19 protein-coding genes and 1 other RNA gene are annotated in these 20,004 nt (G+C 59.0%); 13 read left to right on the top strand and 7 right to left on the bottom strand.

The window, feature by feature from the left end; translation table 11 throughout:
• Positions 1–141: 141 nt before the first annotated feature.
• The 3 genes from VN114_RS10600 to VN114_RS10590 all read left to right on the top strand — a co-directional run bounded on the left by VN114_RS10600 (position 142) and on the right by VN114_RS10590 (position 2,086).
• Positions 142–831, top strand: a complete 690-nt coding sequence (locus VN114_RS10600; RefSeq protein ID WP_325514650.1) for a M24 family metallopeptidase — start codon at positions 142–144, stop codon at positions 829–831.
• Between the two features lie 188 nt (positions 832–1,019).
• Positions 1,020–1,364, top strand: a complete 345-nt coding sequence (locus tag VN114_RS10595) for a CidA/LrgA family protein (RefSeq protein WP_325514648.1) — start codon at positions 1,020–1,022, stop codon at positions 1,362–1,364.
• On the top strand, positions 1,361–2,086 hold the full coding sequence (locus VN114_RS10590; protein ID WP_325514647.1) for an LrgB family protein: 726 nt from the start codon (positions 1,361–1,363) through the stop codon (positions 2,084–2,086). The genes VN114_RS10595 and VN114_RS10590 overlap by 4 nt, the downstream gene beginning before the upstream one ends.
• A 15-nt stretch (positions 2,087–2,101) precedes the next feature.
• Here VN114_RS10590 and VN114_RS10585 read toward each other — a convergent pair whose 3' ends face one another.
• From VN114_RS10585 to VN114_RS10575, 3 genes are read right to left on the bottom strand one after another with little or no spacing between them, the layout of a single operon-like run.
• Positions 2,102–2,566, bottom strand: coding sequence for an NINE protein (locus VN114_RS10585; RefSeq protein ID WP_325514645.1), 465 nt, complete (start codon positions 2,564–2,566; stop codon positions 2,102–2,104).
• A 23-nt stretch (positions 2,567–2,589) separates the two neighbouring features.
• Positions 2,590–3,894, bottom strand: a complete 1,305-nt coding sequence (locus VN114_RS10580; RefSeq protein WP_414694217.1) for a c-type cytochrome — start codon at positions 3,892–3,894, stop codon at positions 2,590–2,592.
• The gene (locus VN114_RS10575; protein WP_325514641.1) at positions 3,894–4,619 is read right to left on the bottom strand and encodes a cytochrome c4; all 726 of its coding nucleotides are present in this window, start codon (positions 4,617–4,619) and stop codon (positions 3,894–3,896) included. Before VN114_RS10575 ends, VN114_RS10580 begins: the two co-directional genes overlap by 1 nt.
• Positions 4,620–4,713: 94 nt before the next feature.
• Between VN114_RS10575 and rnpB the strand changes: the two genes are divergently transcribed.
• The 3 genes from rnpB to VN114_RS10560 all read left to right on the top strand — a co-directional run bounded on the left by rnpB (position 4,714) and on the right by VN114_RS10560 (position 5,991).
• Positions 4,714–5,065: RNase P RNA component class A (gene rnpB / locus VN114_RS10570), an RNA gene on the top strand.
• 188 nt (positions 5,066–5,253) lie between these two features.
• A complete protein-coding gene (locus tag VN114_RS10565) occupies positions 5,254–5,403 on the top strand; it encodes a DUF3096 domain-containing protein (RefSeq protein ID WP_325514640.1) in 150 nt (49 codons plus the stop codon).
• 69 nt (positions 5,404–5,472) lie between these two features.
• Positions 5,473–5,991 (top strand): DUF4124 domain-containing protein, encoded by a 519-nt coding sequence (locus VN114_RS10560; RefSeq protein WP_325514638.1) that lies wholly within the window; start codon positions 5,473–5,475, stop codon positions 5,989–5,991.
• Positions 5,992–6,095: 104 nt separating this feature from the next.
• On the opposite strand, the gene pdeM is transcribed toward VN114_RS10560, so the two are convergent.
• The 4 genes from pdeM to VN114_RS10540 are packed head-to-tail and all read right to left on the bottom strand — an operon-like array spanning position 6,096 to position 11,944.
• Complete coding sequence (pdeM, locus tag VN114_RS10555; protein WP_325514636.1) at positions 6,096–6,776, bottom strand: ligase-associated DNA damage response endonuclease PdeM; 681 nt, start codon at positions 6,774–6,776, stop codon at positions 6,096–6,098.
• A 2-nt stretch (positions 6,777–6,778) separates the two neighbouring features.
• The gene (locus tag VN114_RS10550; protein ID WP_414694216.1) at positions 6,779–9,292 is read right to left on the bottom strand and encodes a ligase-associated DNA damage response DEXH box helicase; all 2,514 of its coding nucleotides are present in this window, start codon (positions 9,290–9,292) and stop codon (positions 6,779–6,781) included.
• Positions 9,289–10,908, bottom strand: coding sequence for an ATP-dependent DNA ligase (locus VN114_RS10545; protein ID WP_325514634.1), 1,620 nt, complete (start codon positions 10,906–10,908; stop codon positions 9,289–9,291). The genes VN114_RS10550 and VN114_RS10545 overlap by 4 nt, the downstream gene beginning before the upstream one ends.
• The gene (locus tag VN114_RS10540; RefSeq protein WP_325514632.1) at positions 10,901–11,944 is read right to left on the bottom strand and encodes a ligase-associated DNA damage response exonuclease; all 1,044 of its coding nucleotides are present in this window, start codon (positions 11,942–11,944) and stop codon (positions 10,901–10,903) included. The genes VN114_RS10545 and VN114_RS10540 overlap by 8 nt, the downstream gene beginning before the upstream one ends.
• Before the next feature lie 510 nt (positions 11,945–12,454).
• Between VN114_RS10540 and mraZ the strand changes: the two genes are divergently transcribed.
• Genes mraZ through mraY form a run of 7 tightly spaced genes read left to right on the top strand, consistent with a single transcriptional unit; the run spans position 12,455 to position 19,971 of the window.
• Positions 12,455–12,883, top strand: a complete 429-nt coding sequence (gene mraZ / locus VN114_RS10535) for a division/cell wall cluster transcriptional repressor MraZ (RefSeq protein WP_325514630.1) — start codon at positions 12,455–12,457, stop codon at positions 12,881–12,883.
• Positions 12,884–12,890: 7 nt separating this feature from the next.
• Positions 12,891–13,856, top strand: coding sequence for a 16S rRNA (cytosine(1402)-N(4))-methyltransferase RsmH (gene rsmH, locus VN114_RS10530; protein ID WP_325514628.1), 966 nt, complete (start codon positions 12,891–12,893; stop codon positions 13,854–13,856).
• Entirely contained in the window at positions 13,853–14,125 is a 273-nt protein-coding gene (ftsL, locus tag VN114_RS10525; protein WP_325514626.1) for a cell division protein FtsL, read from the top strand. The genes rsmH and ftsL overlap by 4 nt, the downstream gene beginning before the upstream one ends.
• Positions 14,122–15,882 carry a penicillin-binding protein 2 gene (locus tag VN114_RS10520; protein WP_325514624.1) on the top strand — a complete coding sequence of 587 codons (1,761 nt, stop codon included), beginning with the start codon at positions 14,122–14,124 and terminating at the stop codon, positions 15,880–15,882. Before ftsL ends, VN114_RS10520 begins: the two co-directional genes overlap by 4 nt.
• On the top strand, positions 15,882–17,432 hold the full coding sequence (locus VN114_RS10515; RefSeq protein ID WP_325514622.1) for a UDP-N-acetylmuramoyl-L-alanyl-D-glutamate--2,6-diaminopimelate ligase: 1,551 nt from the start codon (positions 15,882–15,884) through the stop codon (positions 17,430–17,432). Before VN114_RS10520 ends, VN114_RS10515 begins: the two co-directional genes overlap by 1 nt.
• Positions 17,432–18,799, top strand: a complete 1,368-nt coding sequence (locus VN114_RS10510) for a UDP-N-acetylmuramoyl-tripeptide--D-alanyl-D-alanine ligase (protein ID WP_325514620.1) — start codon at positions 17,432–17,434, stop codon at positions 18,797–18,799. Before VN114_RS10515 ends, VN114_RS10510 begins: the two co-directional genes overlap by 1 nt.
• A gap of 2 nt (positions 18,800–18,801) precedes the next feature.
• Positions 18,802–19,971 (top strand): phospho-N-acetylmuramoyl-pentapeptide-transferase, encoded by a 1,170-nt coding sequence (gene mraY, locus VN114_RS10505; protein WP_325514618.1) that lies wholly within the window; start codon positions 18,802–18,804, stop codon positions 19,969–19,971.
• Positions 19,972–20,004 lie beyond the last annotated feature (33 nt).

Here is a 20,004-nt window from a genome sequence, read left to right as displayed (position 1 = left end):
GTATGGGCGATGGCAGGATTGTCGTCATCGTTGTCCGTGATCCGCGTCGCGTCGCACTTGGGTTCGGCACTACGACTCTCCATACTTTGTGTAATGCGAAGACAGGTTGTTTTCGCACTTTTTCACCGTTCAGGAGAGTTGATGATGACATCTGCAGTTTCCAACTCCGAGCAGGTCGGCCCCGCATTTTCGGTAGAAGGTATGTTACAGGCAAGAACGCAGACGCGAAAAGCGATTCGCACGATTGCCGCACTGATCAAGCCCGGCATGCTGGAAGAGGATGCAGTCGACATGGCGAAGCGCACACTGATTGCGTCGGGCTTGAACCTGACCTGGCATCCGACACGGGTGCGTTTCGGCAGCAATACGACGAAGGCGATGAAGCAGGCGTCCGATCCTGGTGTCGTGCTGCAGGAAAACGATATTTTCTTCATCGACATGGCGCCGCGCTTCGAGGCATGGGAAGGCGATGGCGGCGCATCGTTTACCGTCGGTCATGAAGAGGAATACGCGCGTTGTGCGGCGGATGCGGAAGCCTTGTTCCATGACGTGCGCAAGGTCTGGTTGAACGAGCGCTTGAGCGGCGAGGCGCTGTATCGCTACGCCGAACAACAGGCGAAGAAGATGGGATGGGAACTGAACTTCGATCTGCCCGGGCATCGCGTATCGGATTTTCCGCATGCCGCAATTCATACCGGTTCGCTGGCCGATTTTCAAGGGACGCCGTCCGCGATGCGCTGGATTCTGGAAATCCATCTGCGTCATCCGGAAAAGCAGTTCGGTGCATTTTTCGAAGACATGCTGCTGGAAGATCAGGATTACGACCTGTGATGTCTGCGCGGGGTTGCGTGAGAACCTGATCGAGGGCCTGCATCGGATCGCTGAAAAAATTTCATCCGTTGCCTGCCCTTGTTCTTTTGCCGCGACTGATAGGATGGACGGGGTGATGCTATGGATATGTTCACGAAACGGGCACAGTTCAGGCGTCGCTTCTCTCATCACTCCGTGCGATTCTTCTCATGCTCAATACGCTGCTCACGCTTCTTGTATTCCAGACTCTGGGCGAAGGCCTTGTCTACGTGCTGTCGCTGCCGATTCCCGGGCCCGTCATCGGCATGCTGTTGTTGCTTCTCTATCTGATCCTGAAAAAAGGCGTGGCGGCGAAGTTGGCACCGACAGCGTCGCAACTGCTTTCCAACATGGCACTGTTGTTCGTGCCAGCCTGCGTCGGCATCAGTGTGCATTTGCATCGCATTGCAGACGAATGGCTGCCGATTTCGGTCTCACTGATTATCAGCACCGTCGTGTCCATTGTCGTCACGGCCTTCGTCGTCGATCGCCTCAAACGTAAGGGAGGTGAATGATGCCGCACTTGAATACGGTCTGGGTTTATCTCGCCGGTTCGCCATTGTTGTGGCTGACCGCAACACTGATTGCGTACAAAATCGCCACGCTGGTGTACGAAAAATCGGGACGCAGTCCGCTCGCCAATCCGGTTGCGATTTCCGTCATTCTGCTGGTCAGCGTGCTGTACGTGACAGGTACGCCATACAAGACCTACTTCGATGGCGCACAGTTCGTGCATTTTTTGCTGGGCCCGGTCACGGTGGCGCTGGCAATTCCGTTGTATCAGCAGCTCGACAAGCTGAAGCGCAACTGGCTTGCGCTGCTGACCGGTTCGCTGATCGGCGGCGTGGCGGCGATTGTCAGCGCGATGGGGATAGCCTGGCTGCTTGGTGCATCGCCATTGACGATTCTGTCGATGGCACCGAAATCGGTGACGATTCCGATTGCGATGGGCGTGACTGAAAAAATCGGCGGCTTGCCGTCGTTGACCGTCGTGATGGTGATGCTGACCGGTGTGTTCGGCGCAGGCATCGCGCAGTATGTTTTCCGCGCGATGAAGATCAAGGATGAAGCGACCTGCGGTTTTGCATTGGGTGCGACGGCGCACGGTGTGGGTACCGCGCGCGCGTTTCAGGTCAGCGAAGAGATGGGCGCATTTTCCGGGCTGGCGATGGGGATGTCCGGCATTCTCACAGCAGTGTTGCTGCCGCTGGCCTTGAAGTTATTGGGCGTGATTTAAATCCGGTTGACCCGATCAGCCGAAGGCGCCGCCGGTCAGATACAGGTCGGTCGCGCGTGCGATGCCGGCGATGAGTGCGGTAAAACCGAGCGCAAACGATAGCACCAGAATCACGGCGATCGGCCATTTGGACGTCGTGGTGCTGCCCGATCTGGCATTGTATTTCGCATCCCATTTGTCGTCCGGTGTCAGGCCGATGACCAGCGCTTCGATCAATCCTGCGTATATGGATAGCGGAAAAAGCGCGATGAAGATGAGAATCAGCGATTGCTGTGTGCGCAGCAGGAACAATGCGCAGACAAACAGCAGGAATGCCACCACATAATTCCATCCCCAGAAATCGCGTGAACCGTGCAGGTAAAAACGGTGCGCGCCCACTCCGCCAAACAGTGCCGACAGTAGCGTGGCAAGCATCTTGTTCTTGTGTTTAGGCGGCGTGCCTGCGCTGGTGCTCGCGTTCGTATTGATCTCTGTGCTCATGCCCCTGTTACTCCGTAACGTTCTTATTGCTGGCCCTGTCTGGACCGAAGGTGATTGACGTCAACCGGCGAAACAGCGTTCGCCTGGTTGCCCCAGGTGTTGCGAATATAGGTGATGACGGCGGCAACTTCGCTGTCACTCATCGACTGGCCGAAGGGCGGCATGCCATACGGTCGCGGATTGCCCGCAGTGCCGGGTGCAAAACCGCCTTGCAGCACCATGTGCACGACATTGGCTGCTATCGGCGAGGTCACGGAAGGATTGCCGGCAAGCGCAGGGTAGATCGACGGCACGCCTTTTCCGGACGCCTGATGGCAACTGATGCAATGATCCTCGTACAGCTTGGCACCGGCCGATAGCATCGACTTCTTGCTGTCGGCGTTGATGTCAGGCGCGGCAACCGGCGGGGCAATCTGCTGCGGCAGCGACTTCAGGTAACCGGCGATCGCTGTTGCATCGGTGTCGGTCAGATGCTGCAGGCTGCTGCCGATGACTTCTGCCATCGGCCCGCTGGCCGAGCGTTCTGGTGTCACGCCGGTTTTCATGAATGCAGTGAGATGTTCGATTTCCCATTTGCCGAGGCCGGCTTGCGTGTCGCCATTCAGCGGTGGCGCGTACCAGTTCAGAATCGGAATCATGCCGCCGCCAAGTTCGGCTTTCAGATCGGTTCCGCCGAGGGAATCACGCGGCGAATGGCAGGCGCTGCAATGGCCGAGGCCTTGGGCCAGATAGGCGCCGCGGTTCCATTCAACCGATTGCTTGTCGTCGTTGACGTACTGGCCAGGGCGAAAGTACAGCGCACGCCATGCATACAACAGGGCACGATTGTCGTACGGTGAACGCAGTTCCGGCGCGCGATTTTCCTGCACTACTGCCGGCAGCGTTTGCAGCCAAGCGAAGATCGCATCCGAATCGGCGCGTGTGACTTTGGTGTAATTGGTATAAGGAAAAGCCGGATACAGCAGGCTGCCATCCTTCGAGCGGCCGTTGTGCATCGCGCGCCAGAAGTCGTCGCTGTTCCAGTCGCCGATGCCGGTCTGCTTGTCCGATGTCAGGTTGGATGTATAAATATTGCCGAACGGTGTCGGCACGGCACGTCCGCCGGCGTAGGCATCGCCACCGCGTGCGGTATGGCAGCTCATGCAATTGCCGATGCGCGCCAGATATTCGCCGCGTGCGATTTGCTGCTGGACATCGACTGGCGGCGTCGATGGCTGGGCGAGATCGGGATAGCGGTTTGCCCAGGCGAGCCACGCAACGGCGATGACGACGATCGCGACGAAAAAGCCGAGTACGCGCAGAAGGATGCGCTGAAGTGTGTGCTGCATCATGGCGAGAGCTTGCCGCATTCAAGCGGCAGTTTGACGGTGAGCGTCGGAGTCGGCGATGCATCCGCCGGCACGTGCTGCTCCGACAACCAGGCAGTGGCGGCACTGATGTCGGCAGTACTCATTTTTTGCACGATATGCGCCATGCAATCCGGCTGCGCGGCATGACGTGTACCGATTTTCCATGCGCCGATCTGCCCCAGCAGATAATCGCGCGGCAAGCCGATCAGGCCCGGAATCGCGGGTGCGGTGCCGGTCAGTTTCGCACCGTGGCAGGCGATGCAGGCAGGAATGCCTTTTGCCTTGTCGCCTTCGTGCACCAGGATGCGGCCGCGTTCCAGTTCGGCCGGATTCGACTGCGACGGTTGCGGCGGCGGGTACGGCGGATGTTGGTCGGAGAAATACTGGGCGATTTCGCGCAGGTAGGCGTCGGGCATATTGTCGAGCATCGCCGTCATGACCGGATAGGTGCGCTTGCCGTCACGAAAATTGACCAGCTGGTTGTACAGATAGCCGGCCGGTTTGCCAGCGATGCGCGGATAGTAGCCATCGCTGCCGGCGCGGCCTTCCTTGCCGTGACAGACGGTGCAGGCCATCACGCGTTGCGTGATCGTGTCGGGCACGACGGCTTGCTGTGCAACAGCGGCATGCGTGGAAAATGCAAGGCCGGCTGTAGCAAACAGGCGAACAAGGTGTACGAGGCGATGGGGGAAAGGCTTGCTCATTCTTATAAGTCTCATCAGGCAAATGCACATTCGACCAGTACATGATACTGCAAGGATGGGGCCGATTCTGCTTTCGTGGACTACAATGTCGGCTGAAGCAGGACAAGACAACCGCTGGTCGTCATTTCGGTGACGGCGGGAGGAAGGTCCGGACTCCACAGAGCAGGGTGACGGTTAACGGCCGTCCGCTGAAAGCCGTAAGCGCAGTTTGCCCAAGGTATAAGGCGAGGAACAGGGCCACAGAGACGAGCGTATTAAGTTACGGTGAAACGCGGTAACCTCCACCCGGAGCAATTTCAAATAGGCACGCGTTGAGGCGGCTCGCGGAGCGTGCGGGTAGAAAGCTTGAGCCGTGCAGTAATGCACGGCCTAGAGGAATGGTTGTCATAGCAGCCGGGTTCGCCCGGATGCCGTAACAGAATCCGGCCTATCGGACTGCTTCATTTAATTTCAAAACGACGCGATTTTCGCGTCGTTTTTTTATGCCCGGCGACCGCGCACGGGGTTTCGACCGACAAACCGGACGGATGTGTCTTACCGCACAGAAAAATTCCGGGCAGACAGACATGCTGTTTCCAGCCTGATGCATTTGTTTCGCAATCTCTGCGGACATGCGATTCAGGACGGAGTCTCTATGAACCTGTATCTCTCCATCGGTCCGCTCGTTTCCCTGATCGCCGGCATCCTGATTCTGGTCGTGCCGCGCCTGCTCAATTACATTGTCGCCATTTACCTGATCGTCATCGGCCTGATCGGATTGTTCGGCAACGGCACCTTCAAATAGTAAGGCGCAGCATTTACGCAATCGCCGTGCTATAAAGGATGCATGACTTCCATCATGCGAGGCAGACGAATGATCATCAGAATCATGCTGTTCGGGTTGATTGTGCTGAGTGCGACCGCCAGTGCCGGCGATCTTTATCGCTGGGTGGATGGAAACGGTCGCACGCATGTGTCGGACGTGGTGCCGGCGCAGTACCGAGACGTCGCCAAACGTGTGGATACCAGCGCTTCCGAAATTCCCGACAGCCAGCGTCAGGAAGCACTGGCCCGGGCTGCGCGCGAGAAGCAGTTGTCTGAAGAGCGGGATCGCGCCGCGCAGATCGAACAGGCGCAGCGGCCACCGCCTCCAGCCAAGACGGTCGAATTGACTCCACCGGACAATAGCGCCGCCGAATGCGATCAACTGGTTCGCGAATACCGCGAGAGTCAGGAGTGCTTTGCACCTTTCATGTTTAGCCACGGCTACGGGAGACATCGCCGGAGTGGCGTTCGGCAGGAAGCCTATCTTTACTGCAAACGTGTGCAAAGCCCCTATGCAAAATGCGGAGTGCCGTCGCGTTCACCGAGTGACGAATATTCGCATCCCTGATTTTCCATGAGGCAGGGACAGAAATGTTGCAGGAAGAAATTTCCGAAGCGTGATGATTTCTGACCTGGTTCGGTCTTGCGCTCTGCGTCCCCGTAATTCGCCATTCAAACTGCAGGACCAAAGGCCGGTGGACCGCTTGGCACCGCATACACCGCATCGCCGGTGGTCACGAATACCCGCTCGTCTGCCTGCGGGCTGATCGCAAAACCGCCGGTAAACGCGCCGAACGACGGCAATATCCCGCTGGCAGGACCAAACACAAAACACGGAAGCCGCACCGAATCGCCGGCCGCGCTGAGCCTGAAAACCGGGTGCAAGTGACCGGCGATCACATAACCCTGTGCGTGCGCATGCGGATGATGGCAGAAAGATAAACCGTTCATCTCGAATGGCTCGTCGACAACGGCGATGTTCAGATCGGCAGGCGGATCGCCGGCGCTTTCGTCATGATTGCCACGCACCAGCGTCAACTTTAGCCAAGACCTGTTTGCGCGCCAGCGTCGCAACACCGCCAGCGTGGTCGGTGCATGCGAGGCGCGCGCATGCAGAAAGTCGCCGAGGAACAGGACGTGCTGCACATCGTGTGCATCGATCAGCGCATCCAGTCGTGCCAGATTGTCGCTCGTCGTGCCGCTCGGCACCGGTACACCCAGCGCACGAAAAGCGGCAGCCTTGCCGAAATGGATATCCGCAATCAGTAACAGGTGCTGCGCCGGCCAGTATGCAGCGCGCTGCGGCAGCAACTGCAGGGTTTGGCCGGCAATCTCGATGTTCTGGACAGTCATGTTCACGGTTTCAACGCGGCTTTCTCCAGGTCGCGCACCATGCGCGCGATACGGTCGGACAGTTTTTCGGTGCTCAGCTTTTCGCGGAAGCGTTCGACCATCAGCGGAAACGCAAACGGCGTCACGCGTTTGGTCTGATGCAGATTCATTTCGCGCCCCTGCAATTCGAGCAGGGTGTCGCGCAGTCGCGTCAGTTCCAGCTCCTGTTCCAGCACTTCGCGTTGCGCCTGCGTCAGCAGCAGGTTGTCGGCGTCGTGCTTGCGGAATACTTCGAAGAACAGGCTCGACGATGCCTGCAGTTGTCGGTTGCTTTTCGGCTGACCCGGATAGCCCTGAAAGATCAGGCCGGCGATGCGCGCGATTTCGCGAAAGCGTCGCTGCGCCAGCTCGGCCGCATTCAGGCTCGCGAGCACGTCTTCCAGCAGATGATCGATCGAAAACAATCCGCCGGCATCGGGCGCACTCAACAACGAGTTCCAATCCACTGGCACGGGGGACAGCAACTCGAAGCCGTAATCGTTGATCGAGATCGAAAACGTCGCTGCCTGATGCTTGCCGAATCGATATGCGAGCAGCGATGCGAGACCGATGTGCACCGATCGGCCGGCAAACGGATACATGAACAAATGTTGACCTTCGCGGCTGCTCGTCAGTTCCGTCAGCAGGCAGGCGTCGGTCGGCAGGCCGGACCAGCGTTGCTGCAATTCAAGCAGCGGTTGAATCGCCTGCATCTCCGGGCCGTCGTAACGATGCTCGGCGGCTTCGTGCAGTCGATCCAGCACCGCATGCGCCAGTTCGGATGACAGCGGCATCTTGCCGCCGTTCCAGCGCGGCACGGCACCGCGATTGCCGGTCGCGCGTTTTACGTAGGCCGACATTTCATGCATGCGCACGAATTCGAGTATGCGGCCGCCGAACAGAAAATGATCGCCCTGGCGCAGGCGCGAGACGAACGATTCCTCGACCGAGCCAATCATGCCGCCGGACATGTAGCGCACCTGCACCGACGCGTCTGACACGATGGTGCCGATACTCATCCGGTGCCGGCGTGCGATCAGGTTGTCGGGGACGCGATAGATGCCGTGCTCGTCGGGCAGCACGCGGCGGTATTCCGGGTACACGGTCAGGCTGCGGCCGCCGCGCGCGACAAAATCGAGTGCCCATTGCCATTCTTCAGCCGTCAGATGTCGATAGGCATACGCAGTGCGCACTTCGTCCAACAATTCGCCGGAACGAAAGCCGCCGCCTAATGCGATCGTCACCAGATGCTGGACCAGTACATCGAGCGGCTTGTTCGGCACGGCGCGGCCTTCGACCTGACGTTTGGCAATCGCGTGTCTGGCGGCGGCCGCTTCCAGCAGTTCGAGACTGTTGGTCGGCACCAGCGTCACGCGCGACACGCGCCCCGGTGCGTGGCCGCTGCGACCGGCACGCTGCAGCAGTCGCGCCACACCCTTGGCGCTGCCGATCTGCAGCACGCGTTCGACCGGCAGGAAATCGACGCCGAGATCGAGACTGGAAGTGCAGATGACCGCTTTCAGCTGTCCGGTTTTCAATCCCTGCTCGACCCATTCGCGCACCGCCTTGTCGAGCGAGCCGTGATGCAGCGCTATCAGTCCGGCCCAGTCGGGGCGTGCGGCCAGCATGTTCTGATACCAGATCTCGGCTTGAGAGCGCGTGTTGGTGAAGACCAGCGTCGTCGCATGTTGCTCGATCTCGTCGATCACCGGTTGCAGCATCTGGATGCCGAGATGGCCGCCCCACGGAAAGCGTGACGGATTTTCTGGAATCAGCGTATCGACCAGGATATCTTTCCTGATCGCGCCTTCGACCAGTATGCCCTGATCGACGCCGAGCAGCGCGTCCTGCGCCTGTCGCAGATTGCCGAGCGTGGCGGACAGGCCCCATACCAGCAATTGCGGTTGCCATTTGCGCAGTCTTGCCAGTGCGAGTTGTGTTTGTGCGCCGCGCTTGCTGCCCATCAGTTCGTGCCATTCATCGACGATGATCATGTCGAGCGACTTGAATTGTTCGATCGCATCGGCCTTGCTGAGCATCAGTGTCAGGCTTTCCGGCGTGGTGACCAGTGCGGCGGGTAACGATTTGCTTTGTCTTGCGCGCTCGCTCGACGAGGTGTCGCCGGTACGTGTGCCGATCTGCCACGACGGCATCAGATCGTGCAACGGTTCTTCCAGCGCGCGCGTGGTGTCGGCGGCGAGTGCGCGCATCGGCGTGATCCACAACACGCGCAAACCGGCTTTCTTGCGCCTGCCTTCTTTTTGCATCGCGCGTTGCAGTGCGGCCAGCCATACCGCGTAGGTTTTGCCGGAGCCGGTGGTTGCATGCAGCAATCCCGATCGGCCTTGCATGGCGGCGCGCCAGACCGCTTTTTGAAACGGGAAGACTTTCCATTGCCGGGCGGCGAACCAGGCGTCCACGCGTTGTCGCGGTGTGCGCGAACTGCTTGCGTCGAGCGTGTCGTCGACAAGCTGTGCGGCGGACTTGCGCGCGCTCACGCCAGCAAATCCTTCAGCACATCGAGCGTGTCGGCCTGCTCGATCGGCTTGTCGTCGCGGATGCGCAGGATGCGCGGAAACCGCACGGCGATGCCGGCCTTGTGTCGCGTCGATTTGGCGATGCCTTCAAAGCCGATCTCGAACACCATCGTCGGCTTGACGCTGCGCACCGGGCCGAATTTTTCCACCGTGGTCTTGCGAATCGCCGCATCGACCTTGGCGATCTCGGCATCGGTCAGGCCGGAATAGGCTTTGGCGAAAGGCACCAGCTTGCGCGTACCGTCCGCGTCGTCGTCCCACACGGCGAAGGTGTAGTCGGTGTACAACGACGCGCGGCGGCCGTGGCCTGCCTGCGCATAGATCAGCACCGCATCGACCGCATATGGATCGATCTTCCACTTCCACCACACGCCGACATCTTTCGTGCGACCGACGCCGTAATGCGCATCGGCGCGTTTCAGCATCATGCCCTCGACGACACGTGAGCGCGAAGTGGTACGCAGTTCCGCCATCGTCTGCCAGTCGACGGCGTCGACCAGCGGCGACAGCTTCAATGTCGGATGACCGATCTGTTCGACGATGTTCTCCAGCAGCGCGCGACGCGACGATTGCGGCGTGCTGCGCAGATCGTTGCCTTCGTGTTCGAGCAGATCATAGGCGACCAGAACGGCGGGCAGTTCGTCGAGCATCTTGCTGCTGATCGTCTTGCGGCCGATGCGTTTTTGCAGATCGGCAAACGGTGCCGGCAAGTCGTCGCGCCAGATCAGGATTTCGCCATCGATGACGGTGCCGTCGGGCAGCGGCAACGACGCGATTTCGGGAAAACGATCGGTGATCAGGTCTTCGCCACGCGACCACAACCAGCTTTGTCCATGACGTCGCACCAGTTGCGCACGGATGCCGTCGTATTTCCATTCGACCAGCCAGTCTTCGGTCGGACCGAGCGACTGCGGGTCGACAGTCAATTGATGCGCGAGAAAGAAGGGATAGGGTTGGCCGCCACGCAGCTGATGTTCGTCATGCGTCTGCGGTGCGATCAGTTGCGTGTAGCGCTCGGCGGTAGGATGCACTCTGCTATCGGTCCATCCGATCAGGCGTTGTGCAATCAGCTTGCTGTCGAGCTGCGCGACATCGCTCAATGCGCGCGTGACCAGCAGCTTGGACACACCGACGCGAAAGCCGCCGCCGATCAGTTTCATCAACAAAAAACGTTCGCGCGCATCGGTCTCGTCCCACCATGCAAACAGTGCGGTGCGAATCGTCTCCGGCGCGGCACCGCGCAACGGCGCGATGCGTTCGGTCATCCAGTCGGCCAGACCGATGTCGCTCGAATGCGTCGGCGGCGGCAGGATGTGCGCGATGGTTTCGGCCAAATCGCCGACGGCGTTGTACGACTCGTCGAACAGCCACGTATCGATGCCTGCATACTCGATCGCGTATTGCGTGATCAGTTTGGTCGGCACCGTCTGGCGCGGCTTGCCGCCGGCCAGAAAGTACACCGCCCACGCGGCGTGTTGCGGCGGCGTGCGGCTGAAATAATTCTTCAACGCGTCCAGCTTGCGATTGGTCGCGGTGGTTTCGTCCAGCTCCGCATACAGTCGGGCGAAATCACGCATGCGACGACGCCTCCGCGCTGGCCGCTTCCTGTTGCGCGGTCACGGCTTCATCATCGTCGTCGCCGTATTCAGTATCGAACGCACCGGCGTCCAGTCCGTTCTGGCTCAGCCAGCGCACCATCACCGGAATTTGTCCGTGCGTGACGATCACGCGTTGCGCCTGCGTCGCCTGAATCGCCTGCATCAATCCCGGCCAGTCCGCGTGGTCGGACAGCACGAAGCCGCGATCGACAGCGCGTCGTCGGCGAGCGCCGCGCAACTGCATCCACCCGCTGGCGAATGCATCGCTGTAATCGCCGAAGCGCCGCATCCACGTCGAACCGCCGGCAGATGGCGGAGCGATCACCAGCGCGCGTTGATACAGTGATTTGTCCTTGATGTCGGGCACCGCCAGTGTGTCGGGGATGCGCACGCCGGCTTCGCGATACACGCGATTCAACGGCTCGACCGCACCGTGGCAAACAATCGGACCGATGCCCGGATCGATGCCATGCAGAATCCGTTGCGCCTTGCCGAACGAATAGCAGAACAGCACGCTGCAACGACGGTTGTCGGCATTGCGCCGCCACCATTGGTTGATGTCGTCGAAGATGACCGATTGCGGTTGCCAGCGATAGATCGGCAGACCGAACGTCGATTCGGTGATGAAGGCGTCGCAGCGAATCGGCTCGAACGCTTCGCAGGTGCCGTCGGGCTCCACCTTGTAGTCGCCGGATGCGACCCAGACTTCGCCCTTGTGTTCCATGCGCACTTGGGCGGAACCGAGCACGTGGCCGGCCGGATGCAGCGAAATTTTCACCCCGTTGTGCGTGATGCTGTCGCCGTATTCCAGCGTATCGATGGCGATCTCGCCGAGGCGCGACAGCAGGATCCCTTTGCTTTTTGCCGCCGCCAGATAGCGCGTGTGACCGACGCGCGCATGATCGGAATGCGCATGCGTAATAACTGCGCGATCGACCGGCCGCCACGGATCGATATAAAAATCACCGGGCACGCAATACAAGCCTTCCTTTTTCGCGATGACCATGTCCGACATTCGGTTCTCCGTCTGACCGCATCGGTTTCACAGTACCGATGCCGAAACATCAGCTTGCGGAAACGCGACCTATGCGTCTGTGCGGGCATTCACTTTCAGCGCTTGATGAAGATCGTCTGGTTCCGCCGAGGCCTGCCCGTCCGAGTGCGCATTCAAACCGGTGAGCTGACTTATGCAAGCTGATTGCGTATCGACGTAAAAATTTTTACCGGGCATACAGTGGTTTTGCGCATCAAACACATGTGTTTATCTGATGTGCCACTTTTAGTGTCCGTTGTAAGTGCTTAATTCTTAGAGGAATTTGGTGTGCGGTGTTGCGTCAACGTAATGCGCTAAGTCATTGACTTCATTGGAAAAAATCATGTTTTTACCCATGAATTTAGCTTGACCGCGAATACGCCATCCACTAAAGTGGGCGACAGTGTGAAAAAGTGTTTATTTGTGGGTATTTGAAGCCGCAAATGCAATGCGAATCATCGTGCAACGCATACCTAAAAAAAGGATTTCAGGGTGTTTCAAGGCGCGTCTTCTCTCAGTCTCGATGCCAAAGGCCGGATGACCATTCCCGCCCGCCATCGCGACGCATTGCAATTGCAATGCGAGGGACGCGTCACCCTGACAAAACATCCGGACGGATGCCTTCTCCTCTTCCCGCGCCCTGTGTGGGAAACCCGCCGCGAAGAAATTGCCAAATGGCCGATTTCTGCGCGCGCCTGGCAACGCATCTTCCTCGGCAATGCCGTGGACGTCGAATTCGATACCGCCGGCCGTATCCTGATTGCGCCTGAATTGCGCGCAGCAAGCGGGCTGACGCGTGACGTCATGCTGATGGGCATGGGCAGCCACTTCGAAATCTGGGATGCAGCAAAACTGGCCGAAAGCGAATCGGAAGCAGTGGCTTCCGGCATGCCTGACGTATTAAACGACTTTACCTTCTGACGCCGTGATGAATGTAGAAGCGGTGCAGCAGTACCAGCACAAGACGGTGTTGCTGGAGGAGGCGGTGAACGCGTTGGCACTGGAAGGCGCGCGCGTCGACGGTACGTACGTCGATGGCACCTTCGGACGCGGTGGCCACAGCCGGAAAATTCTGCAGCAGCTGGGCGAAAAAGGCCGTCTGCTGGCATTCGACAAGGACACGCAGGCGATTGCAAACGCGGCATCAATCGACGATGCGCGTTTCGACATCGCACACGACAGTTTTGCGACGCTCGCCGATGCATTGGCGGCGCGCGGTATCGGGCAGTTGGATGGGGTGTTGCTGGACCTGGGGATATCGTCGCCGCAAGTCGACGATGCGGCGAGAGGTTTCAGTTTTCGCGCGGACGGGCCGCTCGACATGCGCATGGATACGACGCGTGGCATGTCGGCAGCAGAGTGGCTGGCCACGGAAACCGAACAGAAAATCGAGAAAGTGATACGAGAATATGGGGAAGAACGGTTTGCTTTTCAGATTGCAAAGGCGATTGCTGCTCGCAGGGCAGTCGAACCGATTTCAAGCACACGACAGCTTGCCGAGATCGTGGCACACGCCGTCAAAACTCGCGAGAAAGGCAAAGACCCGGCCACTCGTACATTTCAGGCTATCCGGATTTTCATCAATCAGGAGCTTGAAGAACTCGAAATAGTTCTGCAAGAGGCTTTTCGGCATCTGGCCCCGCACGGGAGATTGGTTGTGATCAGCTTTCATTCGCTGGAAGATCGCATCGTCAAGCAGTTCATGGCAGGCAAAGCCGTTGTGCCGCAGCCGGACCGTCGCCTGCCGATTCGTGCCGTCGATCTGCCGCAGCCGGAAATGAAGTTGCTGGGTCGTATCAAACCATCTGCCGAAGAAATCGCCGCCAATCCGCGTGCCCGTTCTGCCGTAATGCGCGTGGCGGAACGTTTGCCCGCATCGGGGACCGTGCAATGAGCGGCCGCATCACTTTCATCCTGACTTGCGCGCTGGTGCTGTGCGCGCTGTCGCTCGTCAACGCACAGTACAAGGCGCGCAGCATGTTCATCGCGCTCGAGCGTGCGCAGTCCAAGGCGCGTCAGCTCGACATCGAATGGTCGCAATTGCAGCTCGATCAATCGACGCTCGGCAAGCACGCCCGTATCGAACTGACTGCGCGTCGCGATCTGCACATGGTGCCGGTGACACCGGCCCGCACGCAATACCTGACGATGGAGGGCAAATGACGCGTAGTACATCGCGTACCGCCGCCTCGAAAGGTGTGCCTTTCGTTTCCAGTCCGGTGCTTGCAACCAAGCTGCCGGCATGGCGTTCGCGTGTCGTGCTGTTCTTGATGTTCATCGCTTTCCTCACGCTTGCCGGTCGTGCGTTGTGGCTGCAGGGCATGTCGACCGATTTTCTGCAAAAACAGGGCGCTTCGCGCTACACGCGTACGCTGGAATTGCCCGCGACGCGTGGCAAGATCACCGATCGCAATGGCCAGGTGCTGGCGTCGTCGATTCCGGTCAAGGCAGTCTGGGCGATTCCGGATGATGTGCTGGAAGCGCCGAAGGAAAAAATTCGACAGCTGGCCGACCTGCTCGACATGAGCGAACGCGATCTGCGCCGCAAGCTGGATTCGGACCGCAATTTCGTCTATCTGAAGCGTCAGGTCGATCTGGATACGGTCGACAAGATTCTCAAGCTTGGCATCTCCGGTATCGACACGCGCAAGGAGTACAAGCGCTACTACCCTGAAGGCGAGGTGATGGCGCATATCGTCGGCTTCACGAATGTCGAGGATAAAGGGCAGGAAGGCATGGAGCTGGCGTTCCAGAAAACGCTCGCGGGCGTGACCGGAAGTCGTCGCGTGATCAAGGATCGCCTGGGCCGCATCGTCGAGGATATCGAAGCCGTGCGCGAGCCGCATGACGGCAAGGATCTGGCGCTGTCGATCGACAGCAAGATCCAGTACATCGCGTTCTCGCAACTGAAAGAAGCGGTAGAAAAAAACAAGGCGAAGGCCGGCGGCATCGTCGTGCTCGATGCGAAGACCGGCGAAGTGCTGGCGCTTGCCAACCTGCCGACCTACAACCCGAACAATCGCTCTGTATTGACCGGCGCACAGTTGCGCAATCGCGTACTGACCGATACCTATGAGCCGGGTTCGACGATGAAACCGTTCACGATCGCATTGGCGCTCGAGCACAAAATCATCACGCCGAACACGATGATCCAGACTGCGCCGGGCAAGCTGACGATCGGCACGGCGACGATTGGCGATGCGCATGCGGAAGGCTTGCTGAGTGTGTCGCAGATCATTGAAAAATCATCGAATGTCGGTACCGCCAAGATCGCGCTGCAGATGCAGCCGCACGACATGTGGGACATGTTCACCGGCGTCGGCTTCGGCCAGCAGCCGAAAATCGGCTTCCCGGGCGCAGTTGCAGGTCGTGTCCGCCCATACAAGTCATGGCGCCCGATCGAGCAGGCGACAATGAGCTACGGCCACGGGATTTCCGTTTCGCTGTTGCAGATGGCGCATGCGTATACGATCTTTGCACGCGATGGCGATCTGATCCCGCTGACGTTGCAGCGTTCGACCGATCAGCCGATCGGCCAGCGTATCGTTTCCGAGAAAACCGCGCATCTTGTGCGTGACATGCTTGAAATGGCAGCCGGGCCAAACGGTACGGCGCCACAGGCACAGGTACCGGGCTACCGCGTCGCCGGCAAGACCGGCACCGCCTACAAGATCGAGCACGGCAAATATGTGAAGAAGTATGTCGCGTCGTTCGTCGGTTTCGCGCCGGTGTCCGATCCCCGCATCATCGTCGCCGTGATGATCGATGAGCCAAGCGTCGGGCAGCACTATGGTGGCCAGGTCGCGGGTCCGATTTTTTCTGCAGTGACGGCAAACGCGTTGCGCGCACTGAATGTGGCGCCCGATTCCAGCGTGACCAACGTCATCATTCCAACCGAACCTTTGCGGGAGAGCTTGTAATGAGTGTCTCCACGCTGATCACTGTGTCGGACGCCGTTTCGAACGTTCTGGCCTGGCTGCATGCCAATGCGCCGGCAGCCGAACTGACATCCGATTCGCGCAGCGTGCATGATGGGGATGTGTTCGTCGCCTATCCTGGTGATGAAGCGGACGGACGTGCGTATATTGGCGATGCAATTGAGCGCGGCGCGCGTGCAATTCTGTATGAAGCCGATGGTCATGTCGCCAGCGCGGAATGGAATGTACCGCATTTCGCCGTCGAGAACCTGAAGCACCATGCGGGCGAGATTGCTGCCGTCTGGTACGACCATCCCGATCGCTCGATGTTGACGATCGCCGTGACCGGCACCAACGGCAAGACATCGTGTACGCAATGGCTGGGTGGCGCCTTGTCGCGACTCGGCATGCCGACGGTCGTGATCGGCACGTTGGGTGTCGGCATTTTCCGCGACGGTTCGGCAGGCGATTTCAACGTCACCGGTTATACAACTCCTGATGCGGTCTTGTTGCAGCGTGCGTTGGCGAATGCGCGACGCGATGGTGCGACGGCACTGGCCATCGAAGCTTCGTCGATCGGATTGCATCAAGGCCGCATGTCCGGCATGCATGTTGATATTGCGGTATTCACCAACTTCACGCGCGATCATCTGGATTACCACGGCGATGTCGCGGCCTATGAAGAAGCCAAGGCGATGCTGTTCGACTGGCCGGAATTGCGTCATGCAGTCGTCAATCTGGATGACGCGATGGGATTGCGCCTGATCAAGCGACTGCAGGATCGACAGCCGCAAACAGCCATCACGGGATATACGCTGGAAAATCATGTCATCGATGGCATCGGTATCCTGAGCGCAGACGATATTCGCAGCACGCAACGCGGAACATCGTTCCAGCTGACGGGACGGCAGACGGCACAGCACGACGCTACGCTCGTCAAAACACAACTGGTCGGTCAATTCAACGTCAGTAATGCGCTCGGCATTATCGGTGCGCTGCTGGCGCAGGACGTGGCATGGCGCGATGCCGTTTCTGCAATCGAGGCATTGCAACCGGTACCCGGACGCATGCAGCAGCTCGGCGGCACGGATGCGCCGCTGGTCGTCATCGATTATGCACATACACCGGACGCGATCGACAAGGCGCTGGCCGCGTTGCGTGTCGTTGCCAATGAACGCGGCGGCGAACTGTGGTGCATCTTCGGTTGCGGCGGCGATCGTGATGCCGGCAAACGTCCGCAGATGGGACGCGCGGCAGATGCGGCAGATCATGTCGTCGTGACGACGGACAACCCGCGCAACGAAGAACCGGCCGACATCATTGCGCAGATCGTGCAAGGTCTGGATCGCCCGGAGAAAAAGCCGTACATCATCGAGGATCGCGCGATGGCGATTCTGTGGGCTTGCCAACGTGCCGCCAGGGAGGACGTCATTCTGATGGCCGGCAAGGGACACGAAGCCTATCAGGAGATCAAGGGGCGCAAGCTGCCTTTCCTCGACGCGGATCACGCGACGCTGGCGCTATCGGCGCGCAAGATGAAGGGAGGCGGCTGATGAAATCGTCGCTGGCCGTCCTCCAAACCGTCGTGCGTGGCGCGTCGATGAAAATCGATGCAGCGTTTGATGGTGTTTCGACCGACAGCCGCAATTTGTCGTCGGGCAACCTGTTTGTCGCCTTGCGTGGTGAACGTTTTGATGCGCATGATTTTCTGCCGCAGGTCTCCGAACACAAGGTCGCTGCCGTCGTGGCCGAAAAAATCCCGCAAGGATTCAACGTTCCGGCATTGGTCGTTCCCGATACACGCATCGCGCTCGGCGAGATTGCGCACTATTGGCGCGAACGATTCGACCTGCCGCTGATCGGCGTGACCGGCAGCAACGGCAAGACGACCGTCAAGGAAATGATCGCCGCTGTACTGGATGCTGCTTTCGGTACAAACAACTATCTGGCGACGCGCGGCAATTTCAACAACGATATCGGCGTGCCGTTGACATTGATGCGCCTGAACGATGCGTGCAAGGCGGCTGTTGTCGAACTCGGCATGAATCATCCTGGTGAAATCGATGTGCTGTCGCAGATCGCGCAGCCGACGGTCGGTCTCGTGAACAATGCGCAGCGCGAACATCAGGAATTCATGACGAGCGTGGAAGCCGTCGCGATGGAAAACGGAACGGTGCTACGCAATCTGCCAGCCAGCGGCACCGCAGTATTCCCGGCAGACGATCCGTATACATCGTTGTGGCGCGGTTATGCAGAGCACTGCAAGGTCATGACATTCGGCCTGTCGGACGACGCGGATGTGCGTTGCACGCATGTCGCCAATGTATTCGGCAGTGATCTGCAGATCACTGCGAGCGGTCGACAATTCGCGATCAGGCTTAATGCAGCGGGACTGCACAACGTACGCAACGCGCTTGCGGCCATCGCCTGCACGCTGGCAATCGGTATTCCTGTGGAAGCGATCGTCAACGGATTGCAGGCATTTGCTCCGTTCAATGGCCGCCTGCAGCGAAAGCTTGCCGTCAACGGTGCACAAGTGATCGACGATACCTACAACGCCAATCCGGATTCGGTTCGCGCCGCGATCGATGTGCTGGCGCAGACTGCCGCACCGCGCATTCTGGTTCTGGGCGACATGGGCGAAGTCGGCAACGACGGTCGTCAATATCACGAAGAAGTCGGCGCCTATGCGCATGCATGCGGGGTCGACCGTGTGTTGACGCTGGGCGAGCTGGCACGTCATACCAGCGATGCATTCGGTGCGCAGGCCGTGCATTGCAACAATGTCGAGCAACTCAATGAAGCGCTCGATGCATTCATCAACTCCACTGCGACAGTGCTGGTAAAGGGATCGCGTTTCATGAAGATGGAACGCGTGGTGCAGCATCTGCTCGGTCAACAAATTCAGGAAGGCCATTAATCATGCTGCTCTGGCTGGCACAACATTTTCAGGACGAAATCGGACCGATGCGGGTATTCAACTTCATCACGTTCCGTGCCGTATTCGCGACGATGACCGCATTGTCGATCGGCTGGATCTTCGGTCCGGCCGTGATTCGCACACTGGCGCGTCTGAAAGTCGGACAGGCGGTGCGCACCGACGGTCCGCAAACGCACCTGATCAAGAGCGGCACGCCGACGATGGGTGGTGCGCTGATCCTGTTGTCGATTGGTATTTCGACATTGTTGTGGACCGATCTCAGCAACCGTTTCATCTGGGTCGTGCTGATCGTCACGCTGGGTTTCGGCGCAGTCGGTTGGGTCGACGATTATCGCAAGGTGGTCTACAAGGACCCAAAGGGGATGTCGTCGAAGGAAAAGTATTTCTGGCAATCGCTGATCGGATTGTTCGCTGCGATCTATCTGGCATTCTCCGTTTCCGCGCCGAGCAATTCGCAATTCCTCGACTTGTTCGTCGCATGGGTGGAATCCGGCTTCAGCATGGATCTGCCGCCGAAGGCCGATCTGATCGTGCCGTTTTTCAAGACGGTCAGCTATCCGCTCGGCGTCTGGGGTTTCATCGCGCTGACGTATTTCGTCATCGTCGGCACCAGCAATGCCGTCAATCTGACGGATGGTCTGGACGGCCTGGCGATCATGCCGACCGTGATGGTCGGTACCGCGCTCGGCGTGTTCGCTTATCTGACCGGCAGCGCGTCCTATGCGAAGTATCTGTTCATTCCACATATTCCCGGTGCCGGAGAGCTGCTGATTTTCTGCGGCGCGATGGCGGGGGCAGGACTGGCATTCCTGTGGTTCAACGCACATCCGGCACAGGTGTTCATGGGTGATGTCGGCGCGCTGGCATTGGGTGGCGCACTGGGCACCATCGCCGTCATCGTGCGTCAGGAAATCGTGCTCTTCATCATGGGCGGCATCTTCGTTGTCGAAACGTTGTCGGTCATGGTGCAGGTCGCCTATTTCAAATACACCAAGATGCGGACCGGTACCGGCAAGCGCGTGTTGTTGATGGCGCCGCTGCACCACCACTATGAACAGAAGGGCTGGAAGGAGACGCAAGTCGTTGTGCGTTTCTGGATCATCACGATGATGCTGGTGCTGTTCGGTCTGTCGACACTGAAGTTGCGTTAATTGTTACGTTAATCAAGAAAGCGCGTTAAAAAA

It is taken from the genome of Oxalicibacterium sp. (genome assembly GCF_035565035.1).
In the GTDB taxonomy this organism is placed as follows: domain Bacteria; phylum Pseudomonadota; class Gammaproteobacteria; order Burkholderiales; family Burkholderiaceae_D; genus Oxalicibacterium.
Note: the sequence above shows the minus strand (reverse complement) of the source record. Positions and strands in the feature narration are given on the sequence as shown.